A 13,705-nucleotide genomic window follows, 5' to 3' on the forward strand; every position below is an offset into this window, starting at 1 on the left:
CACGATGTCCGAAGAAGGCCCGCTCCCCGAACGGATCGCCCGCGCGATCACGCTCGCGGGGCCGATCCCGCTGTCGCAGTTCATGGGTGCGGCGAACACGCATTATTACGCGACGCGCGATCCGCTCGGCACGCGCGGCGACTTCACCACCGCGCCCGAGATCAGCCAGATGTTCGGCGAGCTGGTCGGCCTCGCGCTTGCCGACCTCTGGGATCGCGCTGGGCGCCCGCACGCACACTATGTCGAGCTCGGCCCCGGCCGCGGCACGCTCGCCGCCGATGCCCTGCGCGCGATGGCCAGCGCCGGCCTCGCCCTGCCGGTCCATTTCGTAGAGAACAGCCCGGCGCTCCGCGCCGAGCAGGCGAAGGCGGTCCCCCATGCCGAATGGGCGATCGACCTGGTCGGCCTGCCCGACGACGCGCCCCTGCTGGTCGTCGCCAACGAATTCTTCGACGCGCTCCCGATCCGTCAGTTGGTCAAGACACAAGAGGGTTGGCGCGAACGCCTCGTCGCCTGCCAGGACACGCTGTTCCTGCCCGTAGTCGGCAACACCGTGTTCGATCCGATCATCCCGCCCGAATTCCGCGACGCGCCCGCGGGCTCGATTCTCGAGACCTCGCCGCCCAGCGTCGCGATCCTGCGCGCGCTCGCCGCGCGCTTGCTCGCCCAGGGCGGCGCGGCGCTGATCATCGACTATGGCTATGCCGGCCCCGCGATCGGCGACACGCTCCAGGCCGTCCGCGGCCACGCCTATGCCAACCCGTTCGAGGATCCGGGCGAAGCCGACCTCACCGCGCATGTCGATTTCGGCACCCTGGTCGAGGCCGCGCGCGTCGAGGGCCTCGTCGCGCACGGCCCGGTTACCCAGGGCGCTTTCCTCAACGCCCTCGGCATCGCACCCCGCGCCGATGCGCTCGCCAGGGCCGCGCCCGACCGCGCCGAAGAGATCGCCGTCGCCCGCGACCGCCTCACCGGCGACGAGGCGATGGGCGAGCTGTTCAAGGTCATCGCCCTCACCGCCCCTGGCTGGCCCATTCCCGCAGGCTTCGCATGATCACCTACGACACCCCCGCCGCGCACGACGCCGACGCGCTCGACACGATGGCGCGCGCGACCTGGGTCAAGACCTTCGGCCATGGCTATGCCCCCGCCGATCTCGACGCCTATCTCACCCACGCCTATGGCCCGACCGGGCAGCTCCGCGCGCACCTCGCCGACCCCGCCGTGATCTGGCGCGTCGCCCGTGCCGAGGGGCAGATCATCGGCTATGCCAAGCTCGTCCCGCCCTGGCTCGACGAAGCCGGGCCGGACGACGTCCAGCTCGGCCAGCTCTATGTCGCCTATGGCTGGCACGGAAAGGGCATCGCGCAGGAACTGATGGAATGGAGCATCGCCACCGCCCGCGCCCGTAACGCCCCCGCGCTGCTGCTCACGGTGTTCGAGGAGAACCACCGCGCCATCGCCTTCTACGCCAAATACGGCTTCGTCCATATCGGCGACTATGCCTTCCCGGTCGGCGCGAAGATCGACCGCGACCTGATCATGAAGCTCGACCTGTGACCGAGCCCGTCGAGGCTCTCCGCGCCAACGCCCTCACCGGCATCGCCCACGGCTTTCTCGGGCGCACCGGCGGCGTCTCGACCGGCCCCACCGCGAGCCTCGACCTCGGCCGCCGCGGCCAGCCGCCCACGCCCGAGCTGATCGAGAACCAGCGCCGCGCGCTCGCCGCCGTCGCCCCCGGCACGAAGCTCGTCTCGGTCTACCAGGTTCATTCCGCCGACGCTGTCACCGTGCTCGAGCCCTGGGACGACGAACTCCGCCCGCATGCCGACGCGCTCGTCACCAACCGCCCCGGCCCCACCCTCGGCATCCTCACCGCCGATTGCGCACCCGTGCTGCTCGCCGACCGCGAGGCCGGGGTGATCGGCGCCGCGCATGCCGGGTGGAAGGGCGCGATCGGCGGCGTCACCGACTCGACCATCGCCGCGATGGAAGCGCTCGGCGCCAGGCGCGAGAACATCGCCGCCGCCGTCGGCCCGTGCATCGCCCGCGCCAGCTACGAGGTCGACGAGGGCTTCCGCAACCGCTTCGCCGAGTTCGATCCGGAGAACGACCGCTTCTTCACCCCCGGCCGCGAGGGTCACCACCAGTTCGACCTCGAAGCCTATGTCGTCCACCGCCTCGCCGCCGCCGGCCTGCGCACCGTCGAGGCGCTCGGCGAGGACACCTATTCGCAGCCCGAGCGCTTCTACAGCTTCCGCCGCGCCACCCATCGCGGCGAACCCGATTACGGCCGCCAGATTTCGCTGATCTCATTGACGGGTTGAAGCGTTGGTGCGAGTGCAGCTTCAAAGACGTTTCAGCTGATACGATCCTGTGAGAGGCACCTCAAATGACCGACAAGCCCGTCAAGCCTGACGAAGCCGCCCTCACCGGCACCACCCCGCGCCGCCGCCCCAAGCCGCCGGTGGAGAAGGTCGGCAACCGCCAGCTCAGCCCCGCCACGCTGATGATGGGCCATGGCTATGATCCGATGCTGTCGGAAGGCGCATTGAAGCCCCCGATCTTCGCCACCTCGACCTTCGTCTTCCCCAACGCCGCCGCGGGCAAGCGCCATTTCGAGGGCGTCACCGGCAAGCGCCCGGGCGGCGCCGAGGGCCTGGTCTATTCCCGCTTCAACGGGCCAAACCAGGAGATCCTCGAGGACCGCCTCGGCGTGTGGGAGGAGGCGGAGGACGCGCTCGCCTTCTCCAGCGGCATGTCCGCCATCGCCACGCTGTTCCTCGCCATGGTCAAGCCCGGCGACACGATCGTCCACTCCGGCCCGCTCTACGCCGCGACCGAGACGCTGATCGCGCGCATCCTCGGCAAGTTCGGCGTCCACTGGCTCGACTTCCCCGCCGGCGCCACGCGCGAGGAGATCGACGCGGTCCTGTCCAAGGCATCTTCCGGCAATGTCGCGCTGATCTATCTCGAAAGCCCCGCCAACCCGACCAACATCCTGGTCGATGTCGAGGCCGTCGCCGCCAGCCGCGATGCGATCTTCAACGGGTCGAACAAGCCGCCGATCGCGATCGACAACACCTTCCTCGGGCCGCTCTGGGCCAAGCCGCTCCAGCAGGGCGCCGACCTTGTCGTCTATTCGCTCACCAAATATGCGGGCGGCCATAGCGACCTCGTCGCGGGCAGCGTGCTCGGCAGCAAAGAGCACATCAACACCATCCGCCTGATGCGCAACACGATCGGCACGATCTGCGACCCCAACACCGCCTGGATGCTGCTCCGATCACTCGAAACGCTGGAACTCCGCATGTCCCGCGCCGGCGAGAACGCCGCGAAAGTCTGCGAGTATCTCCGCACCCATCCCAAGGTCGAGAAGGTCGGCTATCTCGGCTTCCTCGAACAGGGGTCGCGTCAGGCCGATATCTACGCCCGCCACTGCACCGGCGCGGGCTCGACCTTCTCGCTCTACCTGAAGGGCGGCGAGAAGGAGGCCTTCGCCTTCCTCGACAGCCTCAGGATCGCCAAGCTCGCTGTCTCGCTCGGCGGCACCGAGACGCTCGCCTCCGCCCCCGCCGCGATGACCCACCTCTCGGTCCCCGACGCGCGCAAGAAAGCGCTCGGCATCACCGACAATCTCGTCCGCATCTCGATCGGCGTCGAGGACGCCGACGACCTCATCGCCGATTTTGAAGAGGCACTGAAAGCGGTCTAATTCACGGCGGCAGCACGTCAGGCGTGCGCCGCGATCCACGCTTCCAGCACCGGCGCGATCTTCGTGCGCCACTTGCTGCCGTTGAAGATGCCGTAATGGCCCACGTCCGGCGCCATATGGTATTTCTTCATCTTCGCCGGCAGCTTGGTCGCGATGGTCAGCGCCGCCTTGGTCTGGCCCAGGCCCGAAATGTCGTCGCGCTCGCCCTCGATCGCGAGCAGCGCGGTGTCAGTGATCGCCGCCGGATCGACGCGGCGGTCGCGGTGCATCATCTCGCCCTTGGGCAGCGCATGCGCCTGGAACACCACGTCGATCGTCTGGAGGTAGAATTCGGCGGTCATGTCGCACACCGCGCGATACTCGTCATAGAAGCGCATCGTCGATTCCGCGCCCTCGTCGTCGCCCTTCACCAGGTGCTTGAACATCTCCCAGTGCGAAATCATGTGGCTGCCGAGGTTCATCGTCATGAACCCGGCGAGCTGCAGGAAGCCCGGATAGACTCGCCGCCCCGCGCCAGGATAGGTCGCCGGCACGGTCGCGATGACGTTCTGCGCGAACCAGGCATGCGGCCGCTCGGTCGCCAGCGTGTTGACCGCGGTCGGCGCCTCGCGCGTGTCGATCGGGCCGCCCATCAGGGTCAGCGTGCGCGGCCGGTTGGGGTGCTTGTCCGCGTTCATCAGCGCGACCGCGGCATACACCGGCACCGAGGGCTGGCACACCGCGAGCACATGCGGCCGCTTGTCGCCCTCCGCGCCGATCTTCTCGATGAACTCGACCACATAGTCGACATAGTCGTCGAGGTCGAAGCGCCCGTCGCTGAGCGGCACCTGCCGCGCGTCGCGCCAGTCGGTGATGTAGACGTCCGCTGCCGGCAGCATCCGCTCGACCGTGCCGCGCAGCAGCGTCGCATAGTGTCCGCTCATCGGCGCGACGATCAGCAGCTTGGGGCCGCCTTCGACGCCTTCGCGAACGAATCGCTTGAGCTGGCCGAACGGCTTGCGCAGCACGATCTCCTCGCGGACCGCGACCTGCTTGCCGTCGATGGTGGTCGATTCGAGCCCGAATTCGGGCTTGCCGCGCGGCGCCGCGGCATGCGCGAACACCTCCAGCGCCGAAGCCAGGATCGGGCCGCCGCCGAAATAAGCGAAGGGATTTGCCGGATTATTCAGCAGCCCCGCGCCGAAATTGGCGAGTGCGCTCGCGCCGGCCAGCATCGAGCGCTGCATCTCATAAGCATCATACAACATCGGTTGTTACTGTCCCCGCCCCACGCGCGCCGTCTGACAACGGTGGCAGCGGGTTATAGCGGCCGGGTGCTGCGGTGCAATGTCCATCCATACCCAATGTTCGATCACATTGGTCAGTTCCCAAAAATCGGTTTCCGATTCCCCCCGGAGGGGCGTGGAAGGAATTAATGCCTCCCTCCACATGCACCCGTTGCGCAACCCGCCCCTACGCCCTAGGCGGCGCGCATGGCCGAGCCCGAAACGAAGCCCGCGAGTCCCGCCGCGCCCCGCAAGCTGTCGAGCCTCCGCATCGTGTGGCGCTACACCAGCCGCTACCCGCTCCAGCTCGGCCTCGCGATCGTCGCGCTGCTGCTCGCCGCGGGCGCCACCTTGTGGATCCCGCGCACCTTCAAGCAAGTGGTGGACAAGGGCTTTGCCGAGGGCGCCGACCCGTCGCAGATCGGCGCCTATTTCCAGGGGCTGCTGCTGATCGTCGTGGTGCTCGCCTTCGCCACCGCGATGCGCTTCTACTTCGTCTCCTGGCTCGGCGAGCGCACCGTCGCCGACATGCGCGCCGCAGTGCACCGCAACCTGCTGCGCCTGCCCCCCAAATGGTTCGAGGAGAACCGCCCGTCGGAGATCGCCAGCCGCCTCACCGCCGATACCGCGGTGGTCGAGCAGATCGTCGGCACCACCGTCTCGGTCGCGCTGCGCAACCTGCTGATCGCGATCGGCGGCACCGTCTATCTCTTCGTCCTCGCGCCCAAGATCGCGGCCTATCTGATCGTCGGCCTGCCCATCATCGTCCTGCCCATCATGTGGCTCGGCGGCCGCGTGCGCCGCTTCTCGCGCACCAGCCAGGATCGCGTGGCGGACATCGGCGCGATCGCCTCGGAGACGCTCGGCGCGATGCGCATCGTCCAAGCCTTCGGGCAGGAACGGCGCGAGGGCGAGCGCTTCCAGACCGCGGTCGATGCCGGCTTCGCCACGGCGCGCAAGCGCTTCGCCACCCGCGCGCTGATGACCGCGCTCGTCATCTTCGCGCTGTTCACCGCGATCACGCTGATCATGTGGGACGCGGTCTATGGCGTCGCCGAGGGCCGCATCTCGGGCGGCTCGATCACCGCTTTCGTGATCACCGCGGGCCTCGTCACCGGCGCGTTCGGCGCCTTGACCGAGGTCTATGGCGACCTGCTGCGCGCCTCGGGCGCCGCCAGCCGCCTCGCCGAGCTGCTCGCGCAGGAGCCCGACATCGCCGCCCCGGCCGACCCGGTCCCGCTCCCCATCCCGCCGCAGGGCGGACTCGACTTCGCCAACGTCACCTTCCGCTATCCGACGCGGCCCGAGGTGTCGGCGCTCAACCAGTTCACTTTGTCGGTCGCGCCGGGCGAGACGGTGGCGGTGGTCGGTCCGTCGGGTGCGGGCAAGTCCACGCTCTTCCAGCTCGTCCAGCGCTTCTACGATCCCGAGGGCGGCGAAGTGCGCGTCGACGGCGTCCCCGTCCGCCGCGCCGATCCGGGCGAGGTCCGCGCGCGCATGGCGATGGTGCCGCAGGAGACGGTGATCTTCGCCGCCACCGCGCGCGACAATCTCCGCTACGGCGCCTGGGACGCGACCGAGGAGGCGATCTGGCAGGCCGCCGAGGCCGCCAACGCCGCCGAATTCCTACGCGAACTCCCCGACGGTCTCGACACCTTTCTCGGCGAGGACGGCGCGCGCCTCTCGGGCGGGCAGCGCCAGCGCCTCGCCATCGCCCGCGCGCTGCTGCGCGACGCGCCGATCCTGCTGCTCGACGAAGCGACCAGCGCGCTCGACGCCGAGAGCGAACGCCTCGTCCAGGACGCGCTCGAGCATCTCATGCAGGGCCGCACCACGCTTGTCATCGCCCACCGCCTCGCCACCGTCCGCGCCGCCAAGCGCATCATCGTGATGGACGAGGGGCGGATCGTCGAGACCGGCACGCATGCCGAGCTGGTGGCGCAGGGCGGCCTCTATGCGCGACTGGCGAGCCTGCAGTTCAGCGAGACTGCCTAGAACCTCAAGCTATACCGCCAAAACCTCTGGTGCGTTGTCCCGCTCCCACACGTCCTGCATATCTGCCGCAGGGTCAGGCGGGGATATCCATGAACCAGCATCTGTCACGCCGGCAGCTCATCGGTGGCGCCTTGGCCACCGGCCTCGCAAGCCGCGCGGCGGCCGCCGCAACGCCCGCCACCCTGTTTCACGAGGTCATGCTGGTCGACGGCACCGGCGCGCCGCCACGCCTCGCCGATGTGCTCGTCACCGGCGACCGGATCGCGCGGATCACCTCCCCCGCCGAACGCACGCGCGTCGCCGGCGCGCGGGTCATCGCCGGCGAGGGCCGCGTCCTCGCGCCCGGCTTCATCGACACCCACACGCACGGCGATCCGCTCAAGGAATCCTATGACGGCTTCCTCGCCATGGGCGTCACCACGATCACGCTCGGCGTCGACGGCAGCGGCCCGCGGCTCAAGGGCGACCTCGATCTGCGCGGCTGGATGCGCGCCGCCGACCGCGCCCCGCTCGACCTCAACGTGGCCACGCTCGCCAGCCACGGCACGCTGCGCCGCGCGGCGAAGATCCCGGATTCGGTGCGCCGCCCCGACGCTGCCGCAATGGCCCGGCTCGAAGCCCAGCTCGACGCCGAGCTGCGCGCCGGTGCCTTCGGCCTCTCCTTCGGCCTCGAATATGTGCCCGGCATCTACTCCGAGACCGCCGAGCTCGCCGCGCTCGGCCGCGTCGTCGCGCGCCATGGCGGCGTCGCGATGAGCCATATGCGCTCGGAGAATGACGGCGAGATCGAGGCCTCGATCGACGAGCTGATCGCCTCCGCCGGCCCCGCGCGTCCGCACATCTCGCACTTGAAGGTCGTGTTCGGCAAAGGCGAAGCCCGCGCCCGCGCGCTGCTCGACTTCCTCGCCGCCAAGCGCCGCGCCGGGATCGACCTCACCGCCGACGCCTATCCCTATAATGCCGGCTTCACCGGGATCGCGATCCTGTTCCCGCAATGGGCGCTCCCGCCGACCGACTATGCGAGCGTCCTCGCCACCCGCCGCGCCGAGCTGCGCGACTATCTCGAAAAGCGCATGATCCGCCGCGGCGGGCCCGAGATGCTGCTGCTCGGCACCGGCCGCCACGCGGGCAAGACCGTGGCGCAGGCATCGCAGGAGGCCGGCCTCGCCTTCCCCGATTTCCTCATCCAGCTCGGCCCCGACGGCGGATCGGGCGCGCATTTCACGATGGATCAGGCGCTGCAGGACGTGCTGCTGCTCGATCCGCTGGTGGCGATCTCGACCGATGGCGGCCCGACCATGCGGCACCCGCGCTCGACCGGCACCTATGCCAAGCTGATCGAGGACTATGTCGCCAAGGGCAAGCGCTTGGCCGTCGAGCAGGCGGTGCGCAAGGCGACGTCGCTGCCCGCGCGCATCCTGCGTATCGCCGATCGCGGTACGATCCGCCCGGGCGCCAAGGCCGACCTCATCCTGTTTGATCCCGGCAAGGTCCACGCCCGCTCGACCTATCTCGACCCCTTCGCCCGCGCCGAGGGGTTCGACCTGGTGATGGTCAACGGCCAGCCCGCGTTCGAGCGCGGCCAGCGCGTCGGCCGCCCCGGCCGGCTGCTGCGCGCGGACCGCGCCTAGCCGCGGTAGAGCATGTAGGCGAGGCAGGCGACGACCACGGCCAGCGCGATCGCGACATAGGTCTTGGGATCGCGCTTGCGCCGATCGTGCCGGCCCATGCGGTCGAGATCGAACCAGTAATAGGCCGGCTGCGCCTCGCGGATCACGCCCGAGGCGCGCAACTGCTCGAACGCCCTGCGCTCCACGGGTCCCGATGGCGCATATTCGATCGCGTCGCGCGGCGTGACCGCGCGATGGTCGGCGAAATGCCGCTGGACGCGAAACTGCGCCAGATCCGAGGATCCACCGACCGGCATTCATGCACTCCCACTGACAAGCCGCCGATAGTCGGAGCCGGACCCGGCCGTTTCAAGAGCAAGGCTGTGCAGTGGCCGATCACCCAGCTTCACCCCGCCCAAAGAATCTCCTTTCCCGGCACCTGCCCCGCGCGGCTAAGGCGGCCGCCATGCCCTTCCGCTTCTTCCGTCCGATTCTCGCCGGTGCACGGCCGCTCGATCGCCTCGTCGCCTGTATCGGCGCGGCGATCTGCCTCGCGCTCACCATGTTCGTCTGCGCCCAGCTCGAGCTCGCCGCATCCGACCTGCCGCTGATCGTCGCGCCGATGGGCGCCTCCGCGGTCCTCATCTTCGCGGTGCCGGCGAGCCCGCTCGCCCAGCCCTGGCCGGTGGTCGGCGGCAACACTATCTCGGCGCTGGTCGGCGTCGCGGTGTTCCAGTACGTCGCCGACCCGATGCTCGCCGCGGGCCTCTCGGTCGGGCTCGCGATCCTCGCCATGTCGGCATGCCGCTGCCTCCACCCGCCGGGCGGCGCGGCGGCGCTCACCGCGGTGATCGGCAGCCAGGGCGTTCATGCCGCGGGCTACGCCTTCGCCTTCGCGCCGGTCGCGATCAATTCGATCGCCTTGGTCGCGCTGGCGATGTTCTTCCACCGCATGTCGGGCCACAGCTACCCGCACCAGCCGGTTCCGCTGCCGATGCCACCCGAGGCGGTCGGCCTGCATCTCGAGGATATCGACAAGGCGCTCGCCGAACTGCCCGACAGCTTCGACATCAGCCGCGAGGATCTCGACGTGCTGCTCTCCCGCGCCGAGGCGCACGCGCTCGCCCGCCGCCGGACGCGCTGACCGCGCTGACCGCGCTTGCAATGTTGGATTTCGTCTGCTCGGATCGGAAGCATGGCGACTTACAGCGTCCATCCCTTGATCCGTTCGAACTTACAATATCGGGTATGGAGAATTCAGGGTGGGTGTGCCATGAACTTCGTAAACTTTGAAAAACGAAGTATGCCGCACGGGAGAGAATGATGGCACGCGAGTTCGATCTGATCGTCTATGGCGCCACCGGTTTCACCGGCCGCCTGGTCGCTGAATATCTCGCCCAGCGCTACGGCGACGGCAGCGTCAAATGGGCGATGGCAGGCCGCTCGCTGACCAAGCTGGAACAGGTGCGCGACGAGATCGGCGCCCCCGCCTCGACCTCACTGCTCACCGCCAATGCCGACGATCCCGCTGCGCTCCGCGCGATGACCGCGAAGGCCCGCGTCGTCATCTCCACCGTCGGGCCCTACCAGCTCTACGGCTCCGACCTCGTCGCCGCCTGTGTCGAAACCGGCACAGGCTATGTCGATCTGTGCGGCGAGCCCAACTGGATGCACGACATGATCGCGCAGCACGACGCCGCGGCCAAGGCGAGCGGCGCGTGCATCGTCTTCTCCGGCGGGTTCGATTCGATCCCGTTCGACTTCGGCGTGTGGACCGTTCAGCAGGCCGCGATCGCGAAGTTCGGCCGCCCCGCCCCGCGCATCAAAGGCCGCGTGCGCAAGATGCAGGGCACCTTTTCGGGCGGCACCTTCGCCAGCGGCAAGGCGACCGCAGCGGCAGCGGCGAAGAACCCCGCGGTGTTCAAGGTGCTGCTCGATCCCTTCGCGCTCACCCCCGGCTTCGAGGGGCCGAGCCAGCCCAAGGGCATGATCCCCGAATATGACGAGGCGGTCGGCGGCTGGGTCGCGCCGTTCATGATGGCGGTGATCAACACCAAGAACATCCATCGCACCAATTTCCTCGCCGGCCATCCCTACGGCACCGACTTCCGCTACGACGAGATGATGGTCGCCCCCGGCCTCGGCGACCTCGGCAAGGCCGCGGCGGAGGCGATCGCCAAGATGAATCCGATGAGCTCGGACAAGGGTCCCGCCCCCGGCGAAGGCCCGTCGAAGGAGGCGCGCGAGGCGGGCTTCTACGAGATCGACTTCATCGCCGAGATGCCCTCGGGCGAGCGCCTGACGGCCACCGTCACCGGCGATCGCGACCCGGGCTACGGCTCGACCTGCAAGATCATCACCGAGGCTGCGCTGTGCCTGCTCCGCGATGTCGAGCCGAAGGGCGGCATCTGGACCCCCTGTGCGCTGATGGCGGAGCCATTGAAGGCCCGGCTCGAGGCCAATGCCGGCCTCACCTTCCGCGTCGCCTAGCCGGCGTAGAAAAAGGTCACCACCACCGCGAGGAGCACCGCCACGGCGATCGCCACCGGCACCAGCTTGCGCCGCCGCAGCTCGACCGCCGCCTCATAGGCGCGCAGGTCGAGCCAGTAATAGGCGTGCCCTTCCTTGCGGATCAGCCGCTCGGCAAGCAGCGCATCGAACGCCGGCTTGAGCTCGACCGGCGGCGTGTAGAGGATCGTGTCGTAAGGCGTCACCGCATGCGCCGCGCAGAAATGGTCCACCACCTTCCGCCGCGCCCGGCCCGTCGGGGTAATCGCGACCGACTCAACCGCCATCAGCGCTTCTTGCCCTGGTGCTTGATGTTCCCCGGCCGCCCGCGCCGCTTGAGCACCCGCGGCGGCCCCGGCTTGCGCGGCCGTCCACCTTCAGGTCTCGGCCCCGATCCGCTGCCCTTGCCGTCGGGCAGCTCGAAGCGCAGCGCGCCCGAAATCGGGTTCGCCTCGACCAGCTTGAGCTTGAGCCGCTGCCCCAGCGCGAATTCCGCACCGGTCTCCTCGCCGACCAGCTTCTGCGCCGCCTCGTCATAGCGGAAATATTCCCGCCCCAGGTCGCGCGCCGGCACGAGGCCATCGCCGCCGACGCCGTCGACCGTCGCAAAAAAGCCGAAATTCTGCACCCCGGTGATCCGCGCCTCCATCACCTCGCCGACATGCGCCGAGAGATAGGCGGCGACATAGCGGTCGATCGTCTCGCGCTCGGCCTCCATCGCGCGCCGCTCGAGCTGGCTGATGACCTCGCCGGTCTTCTCCATCTCGGGATCGGACGGCAGCTCGCCGCCCGGCCCGAGCTTGTTCGATTCGACCAGCGCGCGATGCACGACGAGGTCGGCATAGCGCCGGATCGGCGAGGTGAAGTGCGCGTAGCTGCCCAGCGCCAGCCCGAAATGCCCGGCATTCTGCGACCCGTAATAGGCCTGGGTCTGGGTGCGCAGCACCTGGGTCATCACCTCCGCGCGGAACTCGGCCTCGCCCACCCGTTCGAGCACATGGTTGAAGGTCGACGGCCGGATCACCTGCCCCAGCGCGAACTCGACATCGAGCGTCTTCAGATACTCCTTGAGCGCGACCAGCTTCTCGCGGCTCGGCGGCTCGTGCACGCGGTACATCACCGGCGCCTTGCGGCCCTCCAGTGCCTTTGCCGCGGCGACGTTGGCGGCGATCATGTAATCCTCGATCAGCTTGTGCGCATCGAGCCGCTCGCGCGGCGCGACCGAGAGGATGCGCCCCTTCTCATCGAGCACGATCCGCCGCTCGGGCAAGTCGAGGTCGAGCGGCTCGCGCTTGTCGCGCGCTTTGTTGAGCGCGCGCCAGCACGCCCAGAGCGGCCGCAGCGTCGAGTCGACCAGCGCCGGATCGACCCCAGCCAACTCCTCCGCCGGCATCGCGCACGGCGATGAGGCGACATCGACCTTCTCCCCCGCCGCGTCGATCGCCGCCTGCGCATCCTCATAGGCGATGTTCGCCGCGAGCCGCACCACGGCGCGCGTGAACCGCCACGACTTGATCTCGCCCCTGGCCGAGATCTGCAGGTGGCACGCCATCGCCGCGCGATCGACGCCCTCCTTCAGCGAACACACGTCCGCCGACAGTATCTCGGGCAGCATCGGCACCACCCGGTCGGGGAAGTACACGCTGTTGCCGCGCTTCCGCGCCTCGCGGTCGAGCAGGCTCCCCGGCCGCACATAGAAGCTCACATCGGCAATCGCGACGATCGCTTTCCACCCGCCCTCGTTCTTGGGGTCATCGTCGGGCGCCGCCCACACCGCATCGTCATGGTCGCGCGCATCGGACGGATCGATCGCGACGATCGGGATGTCGCGCAGGTCTTCCCTACCCTTGCCCAGATCCTGCTTGGCGACCCGCTCGGCCTCGTCGAGCAGCTCATCCGAAAACACGTTGGGGATGCTGTGCCGATGGATCGCGATCAGCGAGAAGCTGCGCGGGGCGAAGGGATCGCCCAGCACCTCGATCACCTTGGCGAAGATGCGCGGGCCGCGCCCGCTCTTCTCCGCCAGCACCAGGTCGCCCGGCTCGGCGCCGTTGCGCTCGGAGATGACGTAGCTGTTGCGCTCCTTCTTCTCGACGCCCTGCAGGTAGAGCCGTCCGCCCTCCTCCTTGACCACGCCGAGCATCGCTTCCTCGCCCTTGGCGAGCTTCTTCATCGGATGCGCGATCCAGCCATTGCCGGCCTCCTCGGTGCGCGCGAGGATGCGGTCGCCGACGCCGAGCGCGCCGCTGCGGCTCCGCTCGCGCACGCGGAGCCGCGGGACGGGGACGCCCTCGGCCTCCCAGCGCTCGGGCACGGCCCACACCGTATCGCCATCGGCATCGGTCACGCGCAGCACGGTCACCTTGGGCACGCCGCCCATCTTGTGGAAGGCGCGGCCGGGTGCGCTGTCGATCAGCCCTTCATCGGCCATGTCGCGCAGCAACGCCTTGAGCGCGATCTTCTCCTGCCCGGCCAAGCCGAATGCGCGCGCGATCTCGCGCTTGCCCGCTGGCTGGTCCGAAGATGTGATGAAATCGAGAATCTGTTGCCGCGTCGGCATGCCGGGCGCGGGCTTTGCTTTGTTCTGTTTTGCCATTGGCCCTGAATATAGG

At 68.9% G+C, this 13,705-nt stretch carries 12 protein-coding genes; 8 read left to right on the forward strand and 4 right to left on the reverse strand.

Features of this window, described 5'->3' with window-relative positions; translation table 11 throughout:
* Window positions 1-4: 4 nt before the first annotated feature.
* The 4 genes from OK349_RS08420 (at window position 5) to OK349_RS08435 (ending at window position 3,715) form a co-directional block, all read left to right on the forward strand.
* Window positions 5-1,054, forward strand: a complete 1,050-nt coding sequence (locus OK349_RS08420; protein WP_265117368.1) for a class I SAM-dependent methyltransferase — start codon at window positions 5-7, stop codon at window positions 1,052-1,054.
* The gene (locus OK349_RS08425; protein ID WP_265117369.1) at window positions 1,051-1,560 is read left to right on the forward strand and encodes a GNAT family N-acetyltransferase; all 510 of its coding nucleotides are present in this window, start codon (window positions 1,051-1,053) and stop codon (window positions 1,558-1,560) included. The genes OK349_RS08420 and OK349_RS08425 overlap by 4 nt, the downstream gene beginning before the upstream one ends.
* Entirely contained in the window at window positions 1,557-2,327 is a 771-nt protein-coding gene (gene pgeF, locus OK349_RS08430) for a peptidoglycan editing factor PgeF (RefSeq protein WP_265117370.1), read from the forward strand. Before OK349_RS08425 ends, pgeF begins: the two co-directional genes overlap by 4 nt.
* A 65-nt stretch (window positions 2,328-2,392) precedes the next feature.
* Window positions 2,393-3,715, forward strand: a complete 1,323-nt coding sequence (locus tag OK349_RS08435) for a cystathionine gamma-synthase family protein (RefSeq protein WP_265117371.1) — start codon at window positions 2,393-2,395, stop codon at window positions 3,713-3,715.
* Between the two features lie 17 nt (window positions 3,716-3,732).
* Here the strand turns inward: OK349_RS08435 and OK349_RS08440 are convergent, their stop codons facing one another.
* Window positions 3,733-4,962, reverse strand: coding sequence for a polyhydroxyalkanoate depolymerase (locus OK349_RS08440; RefSeq protein ID WP_265117372.1), 1,230 nt, complete (start codon window positions 4,960-4,962; stop codon window positions 3,733-3,735).
* 225 nt (window positions 4,963-5,187) lie between these two features.
* On the opposite strand from OK349_RS08440, the gene OK349_RS08445 reads away from it, so the two are divergent.
* Window positions 5,188-6,975: an ABC transporter transmembrane domain-containing protein gene (locus OK349_RS08445; protein ID WP_265117373.1), complete on the forward strand. Its 1,788-nt coding sequence runs from the start codon at window positions 5,188-5,190 to the stop codon at window positions 6,973-6,975.
* 89 nt (window positions 6,976-7,064) lie between these two features.
* On the forward strand, window positions 7,065-8,606 hold the full coding sequence (locus OK349_RS08450) for an N-acyl-D-amino-acid deacylase family protein (RefSeq protein ID WP_265117374.1): 1,542 nt from the start codon (window positions 7,065-7,067) through the stop codon (window positions 8,604-8,606).
* Here the strand turns inward: OK349_RS08450 and OK349_RS08455 are convergent.
* A complete protein-coding gene (locus tag OK349_RS08455) occupies window positions 8,603-8,902 on the reverse strand; it encodes a hypothetical protein (protein ID WP_265117375.1) in 300 nt (99 codons plus the stop codon). The two genes, OK349_RS08450 and OK349_RS08455, sit on opposite strands and share 4 nt — an antisense overlap.
* Before the next feature lie 149 nt (window positions 8,903-9,051).
* Here OK349_RS08455 and OK349_RS08460 point away from each other — a divergent pair, with 149 nt between their 5' ends.
* Window positions 9,052-9,729: an HPP family protein gene (locus OK349_RS08460; RefSeq protein ID WP_265117376.1), complete on the forward strand. Its 678-nt coding sequence runs from the start codon at window positions 9,052-9,054 to the stop codon at window positions 9,727-9,729.
* A gap of 179 nt (window positions 9,730-9,908) precedes the next feature.
* Window positions 9,909-11,075: a saccharopine dehydrogenase family protein gene (locus OK349_RS08465; protein ID WP_265117377.1), complete on the forward strand. Its 1,167-nt coding sequence runs from the start codon at window positions 9,909-9,911 to the stop codon at window positions 11,073-11,075.
* Here OK349_RS08465 and OK349_RS08470 read toward each other — a convergent pair.
* Both OK349_RS08470 and rnr read right to left on the reverse strand, forming a co-directional pair.
* Window positions 11,072-11,380: a hypothetical protein gene (locus OK349_RS08470; protein ID WP_265117378.1), complete on the reverse strand. Its 309-nt coding sequence runs from the start codon at window positions 11,378-11,380 to the stop codon at window positions 11,072-11,074. The two genes, OK349_RS08465 and OK349_RS08470, sit on opposite strands and share 4 nt — an antisense overlap.
* A complete protein-coding gene (gene rnr / locus OK349_RS08475) occupies window positions 11,380-13,689 on the reverse strand; it encodes a ribonuclease R (protein WP_265117379.1) in 2,310 nt (769 codons plus the stop codon). Before rnr ends, OK349_RS08470 begins: the two co-directional genes overlap by 1 nt.
* Window positions 13,690-13,705: the final 16 nt, after the last annotated feature.

The sequence above is a fragment of the Sphingomonas sp. BT-65 genome (assembly GCF_026107375.2).
In the GTDB taxonomy this organism is placed as follows: domain Bacteria; phylum Pseudomonadota; class Alphaproteobacteria; order Sphingomonadales; family Sphingomonadaceae; genus Sphingomonas.